This is a genomic window from Pseudomonas sp. W2Oct36 (assembly GCF_041060465.1).
GTDB lineage: Bacteria > Pseudomonadota > Gammaproteobacteria > Pseudomonadales > Pseudomonadaceae > Aquipseudomonas > Aquipseudomonas graminis_B.
Genome location: NZ_JAUERW010000002.1, coordinates 464483 through 484045 on the forward strand (window position 1 = coordinate 464483; position 19563 = coordinate 484045).

15 protein-coding genes are annotated in these 19563 nt (G+C 61.6%); 3 read left to right on the top strand and 12 right to left on the bottom strand.

Going from position 1 to position 19563, the window contains the following annotated elements; translation table 11 throughout:
• Positions 1-97 precede the first annotated feature (97 nt).
• The 6 genes from QWI18_RS04885 to hutC all read right to left on the bottom strand — a co-directional run bounded on the left by QWI18_RS04885 (position 98) and on the right by hutC (position 7560).
• On the bottom strand, positions 98-1063 hold the full coding sequence (locus QWI18_RS04885; RefSeq protein WP_369318314.1) for an ABC transporter substrate-binding protein: 966 nt from the start codon (positions 1061-1063) through the stop codon (positions 98-100).
• Positions 1064-1201: 138 nt separating this feature from the next.
• The gene (locus QWI18_RS04890; RefSeq protein ID WP_369318315.1) at positions 1202-2671 is read right to left on the bottom strand and encodes a cytosine permease; all 1470 of its coding nucleotides are present in this window, start codon (positions 2669-2671) and stop codon (positions 1202-1204) included.
• A 180-nt stretch (positions 2672-2851) separates the two neighbouring features.
• The gene (gene hutU / locus QWI18_RS04895; RefSeq protein WP_192130870.1) at positions 2852-4543 is read right to left on the bottom strand and encodes a urocanate hydratase; all 1692 of its coding nucleotides are present in this window, start codon (positions 4541-4543) and stop codon (positions 2852-2854) included.
• 484 nt (positions 4544-5027) lie between these two features.
• Positions 5028-6206 (bottom strand): Na+/H+ antiporter NhaA, encoded by a 1179-nt coding sequence (nhaA, locus tag QWI18_RS04900; RefSeq protein WP_192130872.1) that lies wholly within the window; start codon positions 6204-6206, stop codon positions 5028-5030.
• A 53-nt stretch (positions 6207-6259) separates the two neighbouring features.
• Positions 6260-6853, bottom strand: coding sequence for a HutD family protein (locus QWI18_RS04905; protein WP_369318316.1), 594 nt, complete (start codon positions 6851-6853; stop codon positions 6260-6262).
• On the bottom strand, positions 6850-7560 hold the full coding sequence (hutC, locus tag QWI18_RS04910) for a histidine utilization repressor (protein ID WP_167355769.1): 711 nt from the start codon (positions 7558-7560) through the stop codon (positions 6850-6852). Before hutC ends, QWI18_RS04905 begins: the two co-directional genes overlap by 4 nt.
• 190 nt (positions 7561-7750) lie before the next feature.
• Between hutC and QWI18_RS04915 the strand changes: the two genes are divergently transcribed.
• Entirely contained in the window at positions 7751-9115 is a 1365-nt protein-coding gene (locus QWI18_RS04915; protein WP_369318317.1) for a formimidoylglutamate deiminase, read from the top strand.
• Between the two features lies 1 nt (position 9116).
• On the opposite strand, the gene QWI18_RS04920 is transcribed toward QWI18_RS04915, so the two are convergent.
• Together QWI18_RS04920 and bamE are read right to left on the bottom strand one after the other, a co-directional pair.
• Entirely contained in the window at positions 9117-9704 is a 588-nt protein-coding gene (locus QWI18_RS04920) for a lipocalin family protein (RefSeq protein WP_369318318.1), read from the bottom strand.
• Positions 9701-9955, bottom strand: coding sequence for an outer membrane protein assembly factor BamE (bamE, locus tag QWI18_RS04925; protein ID WP_369318319.1), 255 nt, complete (start codon positions 9953-9955; stop codon positions 9701-9703). The genes QWI18_RS04920 and bamE overlap by 4 nt, the downstream gene beginning before the upstream one ends.
• Before the next feature lie 220 nt (positions 9956-10175).
• Here bamE and QWI18_RS04930 point away from each other — a divergent pair, with 220 nt between their 5' ends.
• The gene (locus QWI18_RS04930; protein WP_065986686.1) at positions 10176-10448 is read left to right on the top strand and encodes a type II toxin-antitoxin system Phd/YefM family antitoxin; all 273 of its coding nucleotides are present in this window, start codon (positions 10176-10178) and stop codon (positions 10446-10448) included.
• Positions 10445-10777: a type II toxin-antitoxin system RelE/ParE family toxin gene (locus QWI18_RS04935; protein ID WP_369318320.1), complete on the top strand. Its 333-nt coding sequence runs from the start codon at positions 10445-10447 to the stop codon at positions 10775-10777. Before QWI18_RS04930 ends, QWI18_RS04935 begins: the two co-directional genes overlap by 4 nt.
• A gap of 113 nt (positions 10778-10890) precedes the next feature.
• On the opposite strand, the gene QWI18_RS04940 is transcribed toward QWI18_RS04935, so the two are convergent.
• From QWI18_RS04940 to QWI18_RS04955, 4 genes are all read right to left on the bottom strand, one after another.
• Positions 10891-11901 (bottom strand): class 1 fructose-bisphosphatase, encoded by a 1011-nt coding sequence (locus tag QWI18_RS04940; RefSeq protein ID WP_065986681.1) that lies wholly within the window; start codon positions 11899-11901, stop codon positions 10891-10893.
• Between the two features lie 355 nt (positions 11902-12256).
• Positions 12257-13603 (bottom strand): DUF3999 domain-containing protein, encoded by a 1347-nt coding sequence (locus tag QWI18_RS04945; protein ID WP_369318361.1) that lies wholly within the window; start codon positions 13601-13603, stop codon positions 12257-12259.
• Between the two features lie 50 nt (positions 13604-13653).
• Positions 13654-16536 (bottom strand): DUF2339 domain-containing protein, encoded by a 2883-nt coding sequence (locus tag QWI18_RS04950; protein WP_369318321.1) that lies wholly within the window; start codon positions 16534-16536, stop codon positions 13654-13656.
• 319 nt (positions 16537-16855) lie between these two features.
• Positions 16856-19339, bottom strand: a complete 2484-nt coding sequence (locus QWI18_RS04955) for a glycogen/starch/alpha-glucan phosphorylase (RefSeq protein ID WP_192130884.1) — start codon at positions 19337-19339, stop codon at positions 16856-16858.
• Between the last annotated feature and the right edge of the window lie 224 nt (positions 19340-19563).

Genomic DNA, 19563 nt, shown 5'->3' on the forward strand with positions numbered 1-19563 from the left:
ACGCTGCGGTGTGTCTGACATACCGCGTTCGGCTTATCTACGACCGGTTCCCGGCCGCTCGCGGGACAAGCCACGCTCCTACAGACAGCGGTGCCTGTCAGAGAGAGGCATCCACCTTCTTCGCCGCATCCTCGCTCACCCACTGATGCCAGACTTCCGGGTGCTCCTTGAGGAAGATTTTCGCCAGCTTCGGCGACTCGATGCGCTCTTTGGTCATGCGCGCCAGATTCTGGTTGAGCAGGTCGATCGGGATGTTGACCTTCTCCATCACCGACACCAGTTCAGGCGCCTGTTCGTGGAACGCCTTGGACAGGCCGACCTTGATCTCGATGGTCTTGTTCACGCCGGCTTTCTCGTCCAGACGCACCATGTCCACCTGGCCCATCAGCGGGGTCGGCGACCAGTAGTACGCCAAGATCGGCTCGCCACGCTTGTAGCTGGACAGAATCGCCGCATCCAGCGCCGGGCCGGTGCCTGGGCGGAAGTTGGTGTATTTGCTTTCCAGGCCATAGCTCTTCAGCATTTCGCTGTTTTCCAGCTCGCAGGTCCAGCCGGCCGGGCAGTTATAGAAACGGCCTTTTTCCGGCTCTTCGGCGTCCTTGAACAGGGCTGCGTATTTGCCCAGATCGGCGATGGACTTGAGGTCCGGTGCCTTGGCTTCCAGCTTGCGCTTGGCGTCGCCTTCGATCACGTAGCGCGGCACGTACCAGCCTTCCACCGCACCCTTGACCGGCGAACCGACGCCGACCACTTTGCCGGCGGCTTCAGCCTTGTTCCAGACTTCGCTGCGGCCGACCCACTCTTCGGCAAACACTTGAATATCGTTGGTGCTCAGGGCGTTTTCCATGGTGATGGAGTTGCCCGGCAGGCTGTCCACTTCGCATCCATAACCCTTGTTCAGCACCACTTGCAGCACATCGGTCAGCAGCATTGCGCTTTCCCAGTTCAGGCCGGCGAATTTCACCGGCTTGCCGGACTCGCACCATCCCGCCGCCTGACTGGCGCCACTGGCGAGTACGCCCGCGGTAAGCAACGTGGATAGCAGGGCCTTTTTCGTGTTCATTGAGTGACGCTCCGGTCTTGTAGTGGATGACGGCAGTAACGAAAACAGACGGCTTCCAGCCGGGGGAGAGGCACTTGTCGGCCTCGTCCCGCTTCTCTCTCCAGCATGCCTCCTGCAACAGACGTGCAGGACGAACGGTCAGTTCACCGCCACGTGCGCAGGGGCAGCGGCGCGACTTGCCTGAGGTGCCCCCGAATCCGTCGGCAGGATCAAGCGATCGGCCACGTTGCCCGGCCACCTCTTCGCCGCCCCGTAGTACAGCACAGCCGGCACGATGAGGCCGATGATCCACGAGATGTCGGTGTCATCGAGGCTCGCCACCAGTGGCCCGGTGTAGAAATGCGTGGAGATGAACGGCATCTGAATCAGCACGCCCAGCACGTAAATCCCGATGCCCATCCCGTTCCAGCGACCGTAGCGACCGTTCGGGTCCGAGAGCGCCGGAATGTCGTAGCGCTCTTTGGTGATGCAATAGAAATCCACCAGATTGATCGCGCTCCACGGCGTGAAGAATGCCAGCAGAAACAGGATGAAGGCCGAGAAGTCCTTGAGGAACGAGTCCTTGCCCAGCAGCGCCAGGGCCGTCGCGATCCCGACCATGGCGAAGATGTACGTCAGCCGCAGCGCGCTGGAGATGTGCCGATTGCCACGGAAGCCGCTGACGATGGTGGCGATGGACATGAAGCTGCCGTAGGCGTTGAGCGTAGTGATGGTCACCTTGCCGAACGCGATGCTGAAATACAGCGCTGCCGCGACCGCGCCGGTCCCGCCGAGGCCGACGATGAACGAGACCTCGTGATGGGCGAAGTTTTTACCGGCCAGCGCCGCCGCGAACACGCCGAACACCATCGACGCCTGCGCGCCGATCACCGACCCCAGACCTACCGCCCAGAATGTTTTGCCGGCTGAGGTGCTACGCGGCAGATAGCGCGAGTAGTCCGCGACGTAAGGGCCAAAGGCGATCTGCCAGGACGCCGACAGGGAAATCGCCAGCAGGAAGCTGCTCAGCGAGAAGTGCTTATTGCCCAACAGCGCGCCGACGTCGTTGCCCGCCAGCAGTGCGGCGAACAGGTAGACGAACGCGATCACGCCAATGAGGCTGGCGACCCGGCCGATCAGGTGGATGACCCGGTAGCCCAGAATGGTCAGTACCACGATGGCCGCCGCGAAGATCACCACGCCCTGCCAGTCCGGCACGTTGATCAGTTGTGCCACCGCCTGGCCCGCGAGCAGCGAGCCGCTGGCGGAAAAACCGATGTACATCAGGCACACCAGCACCAGCGGAATCACCGCGCCATAAACGCCGAACTGCACCCGACTGGAAATCATCTGCGGCAGACCGAGCTTCGGGCCTTGTGCTGCATGGAGTGCCATCACGCCACCGCCGATGAGTTGCCCGATGAACAGCCCGATCAGCGACCAGAACACATCGCCGCCCAGCACCACGGCCAGCGCCCCGGTGACAATCGCTGTGATTTGCAGGTTGGCGCCCAGCCAGAGGGTGAACTGACTGAACAGACGGCCGTGTCGTTCGGCATCAGGGATGTAATCGATCGAACGCCGCTCGATCACGGAAGCAGGTGCAGCACGATCATCTGGAACAGCCATCTCAAACATCCCCGAAACAGTTCTGGAAGCGCTAGTCGTCAGGCACATTTCTACGCGGATCTGTGGGGGCGAGCTTGCTCGCGAAGGGGCCGGTACATCCGCAGCATCACCTGCGTCTGACATTCAGCATTCGCGAGCAAGCTCGCTCCCACAGGGTTCAGCGCGATGGCCACTGAAGTATCAGATCATCGGCAGGTTCAGGCCCTGCTCTTTGGCGCAGTCGATCGCAATCTGATACCCGGCATCGGCATGACGCATCACGCCGGTGGCCGGGTCGTTGTGCAGGACGCGGGCGATACGTTCGGCAGCTTCATCGGTGCCGTCGCAGACGATGACCATGCCCGAGTGCTGCGAGAAGCCCATGCCGACGCCGCCGCCGTGGTGCAGCGAGACCCAGGTCGCGCCGCTCGCGGTATTGAGCAGCGCGTTGAGCAGCGGCCAGTCGGACACGGCGTCGGAGCCGTCCTGCATCGATTCGGTCTCGCGGTTCGGGCTGGCGACGGAGCCAGAGTCCAGGTGATCACGGCCGATCACCACCGGCGCCGACAGCTCGCCGCTGCGGACCATTTCGTTGAAGGCCAGGCCCAGCTTGGCGCGCTGACCCAGGCCGACCCAGCAGATACGTGCCGGCAGACCCTGGAAGCTGATGCGCTCACGGGCCATGTTCAGCCAGTTGTGCAGGTGCGCATCGTCCGGGATCAGCTCTTTGACTTTGGCGTCGGTTTTGTAGATGTCTTCAGGATTGCCCGACAGCGCGGCCCAGCGGAACGGACCGACGCCACGGCAGAACAGCGGACGAATGTAAGCGGGCACGAAACCGGGGAAATCGAACGCGTTGGTCACGCCAACTTCCTTGGCCATCTGACGGATGTTGTTGCCGTAATCGAACGTCGGCACGCCCATTTTCTGGAACGCCAGCATGGCTTCGACGTGCTCGGCCATGGATTGCTTGGCGGCCTTGACCACGGCGGCAGGCTCGGTGGCGGCGCGCTCGCGGTACTGCTCCCATGTCCAGCCTTTGGGCAGGTAGCCGTTGAGCGGGTCGTGGGCACTGGTCTGGTCGGTGACCATGTCCGGGCGCACGCCACGGCGGACCATTTCCGGGAGGATCTCGGCGGCGTTGCCGCACAGGGCGATCGAGATCGCCTTGCCTTCGGCGGTGTACTTGGCGATGCGGGCAAGGGCGTCGTCGAGGTCCGTGGCTTGCTCGTCGACGTAACGGGTTTTCAGGCGGAAATCGATGCGGCTCTGCTGGCATTCGATGTTCAGCGAGCAGGCGCCCGCCATCCCTGCCGCGAGTGGCTGCGCGCCGCCCATGCCGCCCAGGCCTGCGGTCAGTACCCAACGGCCCTTCAGGTTGCCGTCGTAATGCTGGCGACCGGCTTCGACGAAGGTTTCGTAGGTGCCTTGGACGATGCCTTGGCTACCGATGTAGATCCAGCTGCCGGCGGTCATCTGGCCGTACATCGCCAGGCCTTTAGCATCCAGTTCGTTGAAGTGCTCCCAGCTCGCCCAGTGCGGCACCAGGTTGGAGTTGGCGATCAGCACGCGGGGCGCGTTGCTGTGGGTCTTGAACACGCCGACCGGTTTGCCGGACTGCACCAGCAGGGTTTCGTCGTCGTTCAGGTTCGTCAGGCTCTCGACGATCTTGTCGTAGCACTCCCAGTTGCGCGCTGCTCGACCGATACCGCCGTAGACCACCAGTTCGTTCGGGTTCTCGGCGACTTCCGGGTCGAGGTTGTTCATCAACATCCGCAACGGCGCCTCGGTCATCCAGCTCTTGGCGGTCAGTTGCGTGCCACGGGCTGCGCGGATTTCCACATCGCGGCGTTTGGTCCATTGCTGAGCAGGGGTGTTGTGGTCAGTAGTCACTTAACAGTCCTCGATGATCGATCCGGCCTGGACGCGGGAGTCCGTGACGAACGTGGGAATAAGGTTCTGCATGAGTGCTGCCGTTGTAATCCGAACCGGCTGGGAACAGCTTTTATCGACTCATGCTTACTTGTACATACAAGCATATGCAACCAAGAGGCCAACGTTGCTTTTGCAGGTGCAGAAACCCCTTCGGCCCGCATTGCTGCGCGCTTGCCAAGGTTTCAGCCGTGCGAAGGCTTACGGATTCAAGGAAGGTGAAAAGAAGGGAATTGTTACTTTTCGGTGCGAACGCCCCAGCTCAGTGCATGACTGGGGTAACAGAAGAGTTATTTACGGAGCCACTGACCTGTGGGAGCGAGCTTGCTCGCGAAGCGGTTGATACATCCGCAAAATCTCCTGCTGATGTACTGCCATCTTCGTGAGCAAGCTCACTCCCACAGGGCCAGTGTCTGCAGCGCGATACCGTTGTGTCTGGACTCAATCAGTGCTGGGCCAGCTTGCTGCGCAACAGCCACACCCCGGCCAGCGCCGACGCGATCGAGCCCAGCAACACGCCCACTTTCACTTCATCGATCAGATGCGCTGCGCCCGGGAAGGCCAGGTTGCCGATGAACAGACTCATGGTGAACCCGATGCCGCAGAGCAGGGCCACGCCATACAGCTGGGGCCAGTTGCTGCCTTCCGGCAGCGTCGCCAGCCCGGACCGGATCGCCAGCACCGCGGCGAGGAACACGCCGATCTGCTTGCCGACAAACAGCCCCAGCGCCACACCCAGCGGCACCGGGTCGACCAGATTGCCGAGAGTAATGCCCGACAGGGACACGCCCGCATTGGCAAATCCAAAAATCGGCACCACCGCGAACGCCACCCAGTAGTGCATTTTCTCTTCAAGAAACAGCAGCGGCGAGCGGGCTTCTTCCTTGCGCGTGCCCAGCGGAATGCACAGCGCCAGGGCTACACCCGCCAACGTTGCATGCACGCCTGACTGCAGCACAAAGAACCACAACAACAGGCCGAGCAGCAGGTATGGCAGCAATCGCTGCACGCCCATGCGGTTCATGATCACCAACACGGCCAGCGTCGCGAAGGAGGCGCCCAGCATCGGCATGTTCAGGCCGGTGCTGTAGAACAGCGCGATGATGGTGACGGCGCCCAGGTCATCGAGAATCGCCAGCGCGGCCAGAAACACCTTCAGCGAGGTCGGCACCCGCTTGCCCAGCAACGACAGCACGCCAAGGGCGAAGGCGATGTCAGTGGCTGCCGGGATCGCCCAGCCGCTCATGGTTTCGGCGTTGCCCATGTTGACGCCGATGTAGATCAGCGCCGGCACCAGCATGCCGCCCGCTGCCGCGAAACCGGGCAGCGCACGCTGACCCCAACTGGCGAGACCGCCGGCCAATACTTCGCGTTTGATTTCCAGGCCGACCATCAGAAAGAAGATCGCCATCAGCCCGTCGTTGATCCACAGCTCGATCGACAACCCGCCCCAGACACTGTGCAGTGCGGCGAAATACGAGGGGGCGAGGGGGGAGTTGGCGACGATGATCGCGGCGAGGGCGGCGCCCATCAGCACAAGGCCGCCTGCCGACTCCGATGCAAGGAAACTGGCAAGAATGGCGAGGGCTCGTGGGCTTTCTTTATTGTCGTTGAGCATCGTCATGGTCGTCCTTGTGCTGGCGAAAAAAACGCAATCTAACACAGGGACGGCTGGACTCAGACGCGCGACAGCTCGATCACGCACACGCGGCTGGGGCGCGGGGCGTAGAGCACCGCTTCCACGAGCGCGCCCGGGGCGTTCTCCAATTGTAAGCAGTCATGTTTTTCGAGCATTTGCGGGGGGTGCTCGCCGATATTGGCGGTCATCTGCTCGGCGGTGCTGAACACCACGAACACGTCAGCGGAACTGAAAAACCGCTGGGGCTGCATCACGTCGATCCACTGCAGGCGCGCGCGGTAACGGGCTGGCGAATAGATCAGGTTGAAGTCGCGGATCGGGCCGTCGAGCAGCGTGCACGACACCGCGCTGTCGCCGCTGAACGCGAACGGATCGGACGGCAGCAGTGGCTCGCTGTCCTTTCCATCGATAGTCAGCGTCATGCCTGCACCTTGCAGCACGGTGATGATGCGCTGATAACCGAAGAACACCGAAAAGCCGCCCGACTCGGCAATGTCGGCAATCGACAGCCGCCAGCCGAAACCTTCCAGGCCTTCGCCGGCATCGCGGGTGATTTCCTCGGTGCTGCCGCCGCCGTTTTTCCAGGGCATTCGCGGGTAGTCCGCAGCGCGCAGAACAGTCAGTTGAGTCATTTGCTGAAGCGTCCTTCCAGGCGGTGGCGTGAGCCGGGATGAATCAGGCGGGCAGCAGTCACCGGCTGGCGCCCGGACCAGGTGCGCCGACGCACCAGCAGGCACGGTTCGCCCTTCTCGATCTGCAGCAATTTACACTCGTCAGGCTCGGCGAGAATCGCCTCGACCACGTGCTCGCCTTCGGTCAGCGGCGCGACCTGGGAGAGGTAGGCGTAGGGCGTTTGTTGGGTGAAGTCCTGCTGCAGGTAGTCCGGCGCGACGAGGGCGTTGACGAAACGGTCTTCGATTTGCACGGGAATATCGTTTTCGAAATGCACGATCAGCGAGTGAAACACGCGCTGGCCTTCACGCATGTCGAGCGCCAGCGCGCGTTCGGAACCGGCGGCTTCTTCGGTGAGAATGATGACCTGGCAGGTGTGGACATGTCCGCGAGCGGCGATCTCATCGGCAATGTTATGCACTTCGAACAGCGCGGATTGAGTCTTGGGCTCGGCGACGAACGTACCGACGCCTTGCATGCGCACCAACATCCCTTCGGCGGTCATCTCGCGCAGGGCGCGATTGATCGTCATGCGGCTGAAGCCCAGTTGCGTCACCAGTTCGCTCTCGGACGGCACGCGGTGGTGCGGCGGCCAGGTGCCGTTCTGAATCTGCTGGGTGATCATGTGCTTCACCCTGGCGTACAGCGGCGCCGGACTGTCACCCATCTGGGAAGCCAGCGGCAAATTGGCAGGCGGAGTCGGCACAGAGAAATCCTTGTTATGGCGTTATTCAGGCGAGAGAGGTTACAGCGTCCACGCTAACCATTAACACGTGTGCCGACAAGCGCGGCGCAGTTTACCGGCCATGTAAACGTCTGTATATGTATAGACAATTTCACGCAAGGGGTGCCGAGTCATGTCCGTTTTCTTTGCCGAACGCGCGTTGTTGCCCACCGGCTGGGCCAGCAACGTACGTTTCGAGGTCGGTGCCGATGGCCTGCTGAGCCAGGTGCAGACCGACGCCGAACGTGGTGACGCCGAGTGGCTCAACGGGCCGGTCGTGCCGGGCATGCCCAACCTGCACTCCCACGCTTTTCAACGCGCCATGGCCGGTCTGGCAGAAGTGGCCGGCAATCCCAATGACAGTTTCTGGACCTGGCGCGACCTGATGTATCGCCTCGTCGGGCAGATCAGTCCCCGGCAGCTCGGCGTGATCGCGCGGCAGCTGTACATCGAGATGCTCAAGGGCGGTTTTACCTCGGTCGCGGAGTTTCACTACGTCCATCAGGACACCAGCGGCAAGCCCTACGCCGACCCCGCCGAGCTGGCGCTGCAGGTCAGTCAGGCGGCGAGTTCGGTCGGCATCGGTATGACCTTGCTGCCGGTGCTCTACAGCCACTCGGGGTTTGGCGGCCTGACGCCGAACGAGGGGCAGCGCCGGTTCATCAACAGCACCGACAGCTACCTGGATTTGCAGTCCCGCCTGAAGCCCGTCATCGCCGCGCAACCCGCCCAGGCGCTGGGGCTGTGCTTTCATTCGCTGCGCGCCGTGACGCCGCAGCAGATCAGCGACGTAACCGCCGCCAGCGACCGCCATTGCCCGATCCATATCCATATCGCCGAGCAGCAAAAGGAAGTCGACGATTGCCTGAGCTGGAGCGGTCGCCGGCCATTGCAATGGCTGTACGAAAACGTCGAGGTCGATGGGCGCTGGTGCCTGGTTCATGCGACCCATGCCCAGCCGGACGAAGTGGCGTTGATGGCGAAAAGTCGTGCGATCGCGGGGCTGTGCCTGACCACCGAGGCAAATCTGGGCGACGGGATATTCCCGGCGGTGGATTACATCGCACAAGGCGGGCGTTGGGGCATTGGTTCCGACAGTCATGTGTCGCTGAGCGTGGTCGAAGAGTTGCGCTGGCTGGAATACGGTCAGCGTCTGCGCGATCAGCGTCGTAATCGTCTGTACCGGCCGGATCAGCCGATGGTCGGACGTACGCTGTACGACGCGGCGCTGGTGGGCGGTGCGCAGGCGATGGGGCAACCGGTGGGCGCGTTGGAAGTGGGCAAGCGTGCGGACTGGCTGGTGCTCGACGGCAACGATCCTTATCTGGCAACCGCCTCCGGTGATGGCATTCTCAATCGCTGGTTGTTCGCCGGAAGTGATCGTCAGATCAGGGATGTGATGGTCAATGGCCGCTGGGTGATCCGCGACGGCCATCATGCCGATGAAGGGCAGAGCAGCCGTGCGTTCGCTCAGGTGTTGCGGGAGTTGCTGGGCTGAGTCAGTCCGCAGCCGCGCCTACTTTCGAATCCGCTACCCGCCAGATCAGCTTGGTGGTGTCGTAACCCTGTTGCTGCGCTTTCATCAGCAGGTCGTTGCGCACCCCATCCGGCACGTGAGGCGTGCGCGACAGCAGCCACAGGAACTTGCGGCTCGGGCTGCCCACCAGCGCCACTGTGTAGTCGGGGCTCACGTACAGCACCCAGTAATCGCCCTTCGCCACGCCCGGGAAGAGGTTCGAGAACCAGTTATCGAATACGACCCACAGCTTGTCGGTCTTGCCCTGAATCTGCGGTGAAGCGGTCCCGGTTGCCTGCTCCCACTTGCCCTCGAGGGTGCGGCAACGGTTGGTGACGGCAATGTTCCCGTCAGCCTTCAGCGTGTAGTGCGCTTCGGACTGCGCGCAGTTGCGCTGAAAGAACATCGGCAGCCGCGCCACCTCGTACCAGGTGCCTTGATAGCGCTTGAGATCGACATGATCAACCGTCTTAGGCGCCATGGATTCGCTTTCAGGCTTGACCGCACAGCCAGCCAGCCAAACTGCCGCTATCGCCACGGCGCCGAGCTTCAGTGCCTGACGAATATTCATTCAAGCCCCTGCGCTGAGAACAGTACGACCTTGTCGGCGGCGTACTGGACGCTGATGAACGTCTTCGCATCGCCCCACGTGCAGCTGGACATGCCCAGCGCGCCGGAGCATTCCGTCGGGCTGCCGAGCAACTGCTCGACCTGCGCCTTCGACATGCCAGCGGAGATTTTCGAGTAGTTTTCCTGGGTGACCTTGCTGCAGGCCGCCAGCAGAACGCAGAACGACAACACCGCGAGAGTGCGCAAAGACATGAGATGAAACTCCTGAATCCAATGGGGGAGGCAGCGACGCAGCGCCCGGCGATAGCCGCACAGCGCCGACGTGATGCCGCAAGTTTAGAAGAGAAAAGGCGAGGACTGGTTCCGAGGGGCATAGATTTATCCATCGGGCGTGCCCCCCACCAGACAAACAGCCTCACGGTATGAACCAAATTCAGACTAAAATCAGTTTTTTGGCAGGGGAGTCGGACAGATGAAATTTTCATCGCAAGTCAAACCGATCAGTTATTTGAAAAGTCACACTGCAGAAATCGTAAAAAACATCTCAGAAAGCAGGGAGCCTATGCTGATCACCCAAAATGGTGAGGCAAAGCTTGTGGTGATGGACGTCAAGTCCTACGAAGAGCAAATGGAAACTTTCGCACTGCTGAAAATATTGGCGTTAGGAAGCAGGGAAATCGAGAAGGGCGAGTATGAAAGCGTTGAAGATGTTTTTGATGAGCTAGAAAGGATTGGCAAGGAATGAGTTTGAAGGTCGTCATTCTCAACTCCGCAAAGCAGGATTTGAAAGAGCTCCGCAGTTATGTATTGGCCAGATTCTCTGACTCAGTATGGTCAGATACCTCGATGCAGCTAAAGAACGCGATGCAGCTGCTGGCCGTTGCCCCATACGCAGGGGCCGTCCCTGAAGAAATCGAGATGCTGAACCTGAATGAATATCGCCAGGTTGTGTCCGGTAAAAACCGCATTATTTATGAGATCAGGCAGGAGCTTGTATTTATTCACGCAATAATTGATGTGCGCCGAGATATGGTCTCGCAGCTGACGAAGCGCCTGCTACACATCAGTCATTAACGTTTTATCGCGGTTCTTTGGTCATGGCTGTTGCGAGATCTGGAATTCAGACTGCGAAATGACATAAATCCGCCAACAAGGGTGATGGCCGCCAAAGGCGGCCATTCAGAACCTTATTCCTTGTGATACGCCGTTGCGCGTTCCACTTCTTCTTTCGAACCCAGGAACACAGCAACACGCTGGTGCAGGCCTTCGGGCTGAATGTCGAGGATGCGCTGATGGCCGTCGGTCGACGCGCCGCCGGCTTGTTCAACCAGGAACGACATCGGGTTGGCTTCGTACATCAGGCGCAGCTTGCCCGGCTTGGAAGGCTCGCGGGAATCGCGCGGGTACATGAACAGACCGCCACGGGTCAGGATGCGGTGGACGTCGCCCACCATCGCCGCGACCCAACGCATGTTGTAGTTCTTTTTCAGCGGGCCGTCTTCGCCCGCCAGCAGCTCTTCGACGTAGCGCTTGACCGGGGCTTCCCAGTGACGCTGATTGGACATGTTGACCGCGAATTCCTGAGTGGACTCCGGGATCTTGATGTCTTCGTGGCTGAGGACAAAGCTGCCCATCTCACGGTCCAGGGTGAAGCCTTTGACGCCGTCACCCAGGGTCAGCACCAGCATGGTCTGCGGGCCATAGATGGCGTAACCGGCGGCGACTTGCTGAGTGCCAGGCTGCAGAAACGCCTTCTCGTTCAGCGCTTCGTTCTGGCTCAGGTACTCGTTCGGGCAACGCAGCACCGAGAAGATCGTGCCGACCGGCGCGTTGATGTCGATGTTGGACGAGCCGTCCAGTGGGTCGAACACCAGCAGGTAGGCGCCTTTCGGGTATTTGCCGGGGATCTGGTAGGCGTTGTCCATTTCTTCGGACGCCATGCCCGCCAGGTGACCACCCCATTCGTTGGCTTCGAGCAGAATCTCGTTGGACATCACGTCCAGTTTCTTCTGCACTTCACCCTGCACGTTCTCAGTGCCCATGCTGCCAAGCACGCCGCCCAGGGCGCCTTTGGATACCGCGTGGCTGATCTCCTTGCACGCACGCGCCACGACTTCAATCAGAAAGCGCAGATCGGCAGGGGTGTTGTTGGTGCGGGTCTGCTCGATCAGATAACGACTCAAGGTAACGCGGGACATGGAGAGCTCCGAAATGGGGGATAAAAACGCGCACAGTCTAGCGTGAGCGGAAATTTAATACTGCCTGTCAGACCGGGTAGGTAGTGATTCAGTTCACGGGCTACATCCTGGTGGGACCGGCTTTAGCCGGGAAGAGGCCAGTGTGAACACCAAAAATCTTGCAGCGTGACGACCGACGCCTTCCCGGCTGAAGCCGGTCCCACAAGGGATCGCCGTACCCAGTCGCATCGGTTGTACGTTAAGCGTAACGCGATCAGGGTGACGAATTGGCGGGCATCGTCTGCAATTTTTTCGATGCCGGGGCGATTCAGCGTCATCACCCCTACACTTATAATTTGGCGCGTTGTTTTGCGCGTTACTTGCTACGCGACCCGCGCAGTGTGCCAAGCGCCATCCATGCCAGAAAAATCACCCCGAGTATCAGCACGGCCCACAGACCGATGCGCTTCATGTCGGGACCACTGGCCTCCACGGGCGCTGCCGGAGCAACCGGCGCCACAGGTGTCGCGGCCATGGACGCGCTGCCCAGTGCTGCCAGCTTCTCCGGGCTGACACCGGGAATCAGCGTCGCCAGTGGCAACGCCGCACTTTTCACCGTGGCGTTGCCGACGGCCAAGCTGTAAGGCGGCGCGCCGCGACCGAGGAAGACCAGTTGCGTGGCGCGCACGGCAAAGCTCAGCGTCGGCGCGTCATTGCCCAGGCCGCCGCCGCGGTCATCGACCTCAAGTTTAAGCTGCTGCACGACATTGCCGGGCAGCTCCATTTCGTCCTGCACAACGTCCTGACCGTTCTGGCTGAGCCGATAAAGCAGGCCGTTGTCGATCAACTCCCACGCTGCGTTGCTGTCACGACGCCCATAGAGCGTGGCAGGCGCGAGGCTGTTGGGTTGCGCGATGTCGATCCGCATGCGTTCCAGCGGCAGGGCCACCGGCAGTTGCCACACATACACGCCAGGTTTTTCGACGCGGCCATTGATGGCCGGCGACCAGCTCAACGGCAGCACGCCGGGCTGCGTGCTGATCAGTTGCACGGCGTTCAGCGTCGGCGCGGACAGGGGCGATTTCCACAGCAGACGCAGATAGCGGGCGCTGCGCCCCGGCAGACTGACGACGCGCTGCTCAACCAACTCTTCAGCAAATGACAGCCTCGCGACCTGACCCTCGCCCCAGCGCTGCCAGTGCTGGAGGTCGTCGCTGGCCTCGATGCTGAACCGCTGAAAGCCGTCGCGCTCGCTGCTCCAGTCCAGGATCAATTGATCCAGCGGCGCGTTGATCGCGCTGGTGTCGAGCAACCAGCCGCGCAGGATCTCTTCGCCCGCCTCGATCTCACCCTGGGGCTGCACCTCCACCAGCGTGCCGTTCGGCGTTCGCTCGACGCGGATTTTCGGCTCGGCGTCTTTCGCGGCATCACTGTTGTACAGCGGGAACCACTTCACCGAGACCGGGCTTGCGTCGGCTGCACGCTGGGGCGGGCTTTGGGTGATTGCGTAGGGCTGGGCCTGGCCGTCTGCGTTGAAAACGCGCACATCGTTGAGAGTGCTCTGGCGCGCGTTCAACTGCACGCCGAGGGGCAATTCCAGCCGATACCAGGGCCCTTCGCCGCTGACGGTCAGCGGCGCGTGGGTGGTGAAATCATCCGGCAGATCCTCCGCCTGGCTGAGCGGGGCCGCGCACAGCAGCGAGCCCAGCAACGGGGCAAGCAGGGCGGCCTTGATGACGAACTGACGACTCAACTGAACACTCCTTACGCGCTTTATTTCGATGCCCGGTCCGCCGCGTCGGCGTCGGTCAGACCCTCGCTTCGAGCTGGATGCCGGGGCGGCAGGGGGGCGAAATATCCCACCACCAGCAACAGAACGCCAACGCCGATAAAGGAAATGATCCGCTCCAGACCGCCACGATTGCTCAGCTCGACGAAGAACAGTTTGGCCACGACGACCCCGATCAGTGCGGCGCCGGCAATCCACAGGTCCCGACGCGCGCGCAGATGGCCGCCGATCATCAGCGCCAGCGCGGTCAGCGTCCAGACGATGGAAAGCCCGGCCTGCACACGCATCGATTCAAACAGCGCGTCGGGGTGCCAGGCCACGCCGGCCCAGTGATGGGCCGTGCGCAGCACCATGGCGGTGATCAGTGCGAACAGCGATGCGCCGGCAATGACCAGCGCCGCTTTCTGAGCACGCCCCTCGCTGACGCCCAATTGCGGAAGTTGCTGGCGGGTCCAGCTGACGATGCCGGTCAGCGTGATCAACAGACCCAGTTCCAGCGGGTTCAGCAATGGAAGATAGGGCAGGGGGGCGGCAGCGCCTTCGCTGAACCCGTTCGCCAGCCAGAACCAGGCGAGCATCAATGCAGCCAGCGGCGCCGCAGCCCAGACGCGGTACTCACGCGGATACGCACTGACAGGCCAGAGCCACGTGCGGGAAGCCGTCATCGCCAGCAAGTACAGGCTCGGCAGCAACGCCCAGCCCAGCCAGCGCCAGGCGTTATACGCCTCCGACAACACCAGCAGTCCGTAACGAAGTTGCAGCGAGAAAACGCTGATGATCAGCCAGCAGCCGATCACATGGGCCCCGATACGCAGGCGCGGGAGCAGCAGTTTGTCGAGCTTCTTCAAGGACCACAGGTGAACCGCAATCACCGCGAGCCAGCCCAGCCAGCCCCAATCGGCGGCAGGGTTGTAATAGGCGTTGAAGCTCATCAGCACGAGCAACACAGCGCTCATCGGCGTCAGCAGCGTCGTCAGCTGTGCGATCCCCGTCCAGTTCAGGCGCAGGGCTGCCATGGTCCACAGCCCAACGCTAACGCCGCCCAGCACCAGCAACGTCGAGAACACGTTCGGGCCTGCTACGTAGTCAGTCATGATGAACAGCGCTACGGACCACCAAAGCGTTCCCCACATCAGCAACGCAGGTTGCAATACACGCTTGCTTAGCGACAGACGCAAAGTCCCGATGCGCTCCACGGAGAACGCGCTGACCAGACCAGCGAGTGCGATGATCAAGGGGGTCCAGAAATCCCCCTGATTGAACGTCGGCACATACCAGCGCCCGACCACGCCCAGAAACGCGATTCCCGCGCCCAGTTGCAGCAGCAGGCCGAAACCCCGTGCCAGCAAGCGGTTCTGACGCATGCCGAGCCAGAACACCGCCGCGCCTTCGACCGCCCAGGCGACCGTCGTCCATTGCGCGCTGAGGCCGAGGGGAATCGCCAGCGTTCCGAAGACAACGCCCAGCGACAGGCACGTTTCGACCAGCAGCAACGCCCGACCCGGTGCGCGCCCGGCCAGGAACCGAGCGATGCCCATGTACAGCAAGCCCAGCGCCAGTGCGCTCAACGCAGCGCCGAATTCGATGTGTTGAACGAGCGCGTACTGCAGGCCGAAGCCGACGATGGGTGTGCCGAACAACAGGCTGCCGTCGACGTAGTGGGTCTGACGCGAGGACCCGCGCAGGGTGGCTTCCCGGCTGTCGTTGTCGGGCCCGGCGGCGTGTTCTTGCAGCGTGCGCCGGGCGAACAGCAGGCCGATGGCCAGGTACATCAGGAAGAACAGGATCAGGAAGGGTTCCGTGCTCCAGAACAGCTCGGGCGTGTACGCGTCCATGCCCCAGGCGAAGCCGATGCCGAACGTGCCGATGAAGCCAATCAGGTTCAGCGGGCGCCAGGCCTTGAACCACCCGATGGCGACAATGCCGGCGTTGAGCAGGGCGAAATAACTGAACAGCGCGACGTGACTGCCGTCGCCGGAGGATGTCAGCAGCGGCGCGGCAAATCCGCCCAGGGCGGCGACGCAGGCGAGGGCCAGGGAGTTTTGCGTGACGGCGAGAATGGCCGAAAACACGGTGACCGCAACCAGCAGGCTGAATGCCATGCCCGGCGCCAGCAGGGTGTGAACTTTCATCGCGGCGAACACGGTTAGGTACAGCACCGCGACGCCCGTCCCCTGCAGCATCAGCGCAAACGATTCATTGCGATTTCGCAGCCCCCAACCCAACCCCAGCAGCGCCAAGGCTGCCCCCGCGACACCGGCATAACGGGCTTCGATCGGGACGACCATGCCTTCGGTGGCGTAGCGCAGCAGAAACGCCAGGCCGAGAAACAGCAATACGACGCCGACCCGCAGCACGGTGTTGCCACCGAGCAGCCAGTTTTTTGCGCGCATGAAGGCGCTGTCGAACAGGCTTTGCTCGGCAGGGGCGGGCTGGGTTGAAGCGGGCAGGGAGGCGGATGCAGCAGCGGGCGCGTAGCTCGGGGTTGTGGGTGATGGCGCCGGTGCAGGTCGACTCCATTCCAAATCGCCAACGTCCGAGGCGGCCGGCTCGAGGTCCGGTAGATCCCACAGCAGCTCCGGGCCATCGTCTGCGATGGGCTGAACATTCAACGGCGCGGACACGGGTGCATCCGGCAACTGGGCGGCGGCGGAATCCAGCTGGCTGAGGCGTTGTTGTACGGCGTCGAGGTCCTGCCGGGTCTTGGCAAGTTCGGCTTTCTGCACGGCGGTTTCCCGCGTCAATGCACTCAGCCGGAAGCTCAAGCCCGCCGCCAGGCCAATGACCGCCCCGACCGCGCCGCCCAACAGCGACCCATCAAGAAGCGCTCCGACCACCATACCGGCCAGCAGAAGAATCCATTGCACGCGACGACATCCCTTTTCAGCCGATCAACGGCGATGGCGAAAAGTATATCGGGCATCAGGAAAGGGGAAACATTTTGTGTTGGGGAGGGGAGCCAAGTAAAAAAGGACTGCGGTGGAAGTGCGGAGGAAGGGGGATTGGTGGAAGGGGACTGATTTATTTACAACGCTTCACCGTAAATTAATCTGTCCCCGGCCAGGCATTTCTGGTGAATGAAAGTAAGTCTTCGCGAGCAAGCTCCCACAGGAGTTGTACTTGCTGCGAGAGCGAGCGGTCACATCAAGGTGATCGTCTCGGCTGAGACAATCACCTCAAGCGCCCTTAATCCAGCGCGTTCCAGATTTCGGTCGCGTACTCGCGGATGGTCCGGTCCGAAGAGAACCAGCCCATGCGCGCAGTGTTGAGCACCGCCGAACGCCACCATTCTTTCGAATCGTGCCAGCGCGCTTCGACCTTGGCCTGGGCGTGCCAGTACGACTCGAAGTCAGCGCACACGAAGAAGCGGTCGTAGTTGATCAACTGATCGATCAGCCCGGCGTAGCGATACGGATCATCCGGCGAGAACACCCCGCCCCGGATCGCTTGCAGCACGTCATTCAAACGCCCGGACGCTGCGATGTCCTGATGCGCGTTGAACTCACCGGCATGCTTGCGCGCTTCAACTTCCTGCGAGGTCATGCCGAAGATGAACATGTGCTCCAGACCGACCTGCTCGCTCATCTCCACGTTGGCGCCGTCGAGGGTACCGATGGTCAGTGCGCCGTTGAGGCCGAACTTCATGTTGCTGGTGCCGGACGCTTCCAGGCCCGCCGTGGAAATCTGCTCCGACAAATCCGCCGCCGGAATGATGCTTTCCGCCAGGCTGACGTTGTAGTTGGGCATGAACACCACTTTCAAACGGCCCCGCAACGTCGGGTCATTGTTGACCGTGCGCGCGATGTCGTTGGTCAGCTTGATGATCAGCTTGGCCGAGTGATAACTGGCCGCCGCCTTGCCGCCGAAGATCTTCACGCGCGGCACCCAATCGGTGCTCGGGTCGGCACGCATGGCCTGATACAGCGCCACGGTGTGGAACAGGTTAAGCAACTGACGCTTGTACTCGTGGATGCGCTTGACCTGTACGTCAAACATCGCCTCAGGGTTAATCACGATGCCCAGGCGGTCCTGAATGATCGTGGCCAGAGCCTGTTTGCTTTGCAGGCGTTGAGCGGCAAATTCCTGCTGGAATCGTGGGTCTTCAGCCAGCGGCTCCAGTTTCAGCAGCGCGGTCTCGTGGTTGTCGAGTACCTGCTCGCCGAGCTCCTTGACCAGCATGGAAGTGAGTTGCGGGTTGGACTGGAACAGCCAGCGGCGGAAGGTGATGCCGTTGGTTTTGTTGTTGATGCGGTCCGGGTGCAGCTTGTGCAGATGAGCGAAAACGGTCTTGCGCATCAGCTGCGTGTGCAGCGCCGACACACCGTTCACACTGTGTGAGCCAAGGAACGCCAGGTTACCCATGCGCACGCGACGGCCGTTGTCTTCTTCGATCAGCGAGACGGCGCGCAACAGGTCGAACAGGCCAGGATCGTCTTTGAAGTCCAGGCGGACCTTGTCGATGTGCTGGGCGTTGATCATGTAAATGATCTGCATGTGGCGCGGCAGCATGCGTTCCATCAGGCCGACGGACCAGGTTTCCAGCGCTTCAGGCAGCAGCGTGTGGTTGGTGTACGCCAGGGTGCCGACGGTGATGCGCCAGGCTTCATCCCATTCCACGTCGTGCAGGTCGATCAGGACGCGCATCAGCTCCGCCACGGCGATCGACGGGTGGGTGTCGTTCATCTGGATGGCAACGTGTTCCGGCAGGCTGCCGATGCTGTAGCCCATGTTCTTGTGGCGGCGCAGCAAATCCTGCAGCGACGCCGAGACGAAGAAGAATTCCTGACGCAGGCGCAGTTCCTGGCCCGCTTCGGTGCTGTCGTTTGGATACAGCACACGGGAAATACTTTCGGCCCGCACCACTTCCGCCACCGCACCGACGTGGTCGCCGGCGTTGAAGCGTTCCAGATGCAGGTCTTCCACGGCGCGCGCACGCCACAGGCGCAGCGTGTTCACCGCTTTGCCGCGCCAGCCCACGACCGGCGTGTCGTAAGCAATCGCGCGAACGGTTTCGCCTGCGGTCCAGACCTGACGGGTTTCGCCCGAGGCGTCCAGCACAGGTGCGCCGGCTGCATCAAGCAGAGGCTGCACGCTGCCGCCAAAGCCGATCTGGTAAATCACTTCAGGACGTTCGAATTCCCACGGGTTACCAAAGTCCAGCCAGTTCTCGGTCTGCTCCTGCTGCCAGCCATCGACGATGGCCTGACGGAAGAGGCCGTGCTCGTAACGAATGCCGTAGCCATGGCCCGCAATGCCGAGGGTCGACATGCTTTCCATGAAGCAGGCGGCCAGACGACCGAGGCCGCCGTTGCCCAGTGCAGCGTCAGGCTCCAGCGAGCGAATCTGCTCCAGGTCGACGTTCAGGCCTTTCAACGCTTCGCGCGCGGTTTCGAGGATGCCCAGGTTACTCAGGCTGTCGAACATCAGACGGCCGATAAGGAACTCGAGGGAGAGGTAATAGACGCGCTTTTTTTCCTGCCGATAGACGTAGCGCGTGTGGTTCATCCAGCGCTCGGCCATTTTGTCGCGAGTCGCCAGCGCGATGGCCATGAACCAGTCATGGTCGAAGGCATGGTCGGGGTCTTTACCGACGGCATACTCGAGTTTGTTCAGCACAGCTTCTCGGAAGGCTGCCACTTCAGCGTCACGAACGTTGGGTTCCGGAGACATCGGGTACGACCTCAAGTTGGTTTGACGATTAAATGGGTGGGTTGACTGTAGGGCGTGTCATTGGTTATTTCCTCCCGGTCGGACGGAAAATACGCGGTTGCACAACCCTCGGTTCGACTCGAACAAGCTACCCCGGTTCGCCGTCATTGCACATCGAAGGCAATTCTCTGGCGCATTCCCCCGTATCTGGAGACGCCTTGCATTGATCGTTCCACTCTGGCGTT

Coding starts and splice junctions, on each gene's coding strand:
- QWI18_RS04935 (WP_369318320.1), top strand. CDS start 10,445: ATGAGTTTGAAGGTCGTCATTCTCAACTCCGCAAAGCAGGATTTGAAA.
- QWI18_RS04920 (WP_369318318.1), bottom strand. CDS start 9,704: ATGAATATTCGTCAGGCACTGAAGCTCGGCGCCGTGGCGATAGCGGCA.
- QWI18_RS04915 (WP_369318317.1), top strand. CDS start 7,751: ATGTCCGTTTTCTTTGCCGAACGCGCGTTGTTGCCCACCGGCTGGGCC.
- QWI18_RS04955 (WP_192130884.1), bottom strand. CDS start 19,339: ATGTCTCCGGAACCCAACGTTCGTGACGCTGAAGTGGCAGCCTTCCGA.
- QWI18_RS04930 (WP_065986686.1), top strand. CDS start 10,176: ATGAAATTTTCATCGCAAGTCAAACCGATCAGTTATTTGAAAAGTCAC.
- nhaA (WP_192130872.1), bottom strand. CDS start 6,206: ATGACGATGCTCAACGACAATAAAGAAAGCCCACGAGCCCTCGCCATT.
- QWI18_RS04885 (WP_369318314.1), bottom strand. CDS start 1,063: ATGAACACGAAAAAGGCCCTGCTATCCACGTTGCTTACCGCGGGCGTA.
- QWI18_RS04940 (WP_065986681.1), bottom strand. CDS start 11,901: ATGTCCCGCGTTACCTTGAGTCGTTATCTGATCGAGCAGACCCGCACC.
- QWI18_RS04890 (WP_369318315.1), bottom strand. CDS start 2,671: ATGGCTGTTCCAGATGATCGTGCTGCACCTGCTTCCGTGATCGAGCGG.
- QWI18_RS04905 (WP_369318316.1), bottom strand. CDS start 6,853: ATGACTCAACTGACTGTTCTGCGCGCTGCGGACTACCCGCGAATGCCC.
- hutC (WP_167355769.1), bottom strand. CDS start 7,560: ATGGGTGACAGTCCGGCGCCGCTGTACGCCAGGGTGAAGCACATGATC.
- bamE (WP_369318319.1), bottom strand. CDS start 9,955: ATGTCTTTGCGCACTCTCGCGGTGTTGTCGTTCTGCGTTCTGCTGGCG.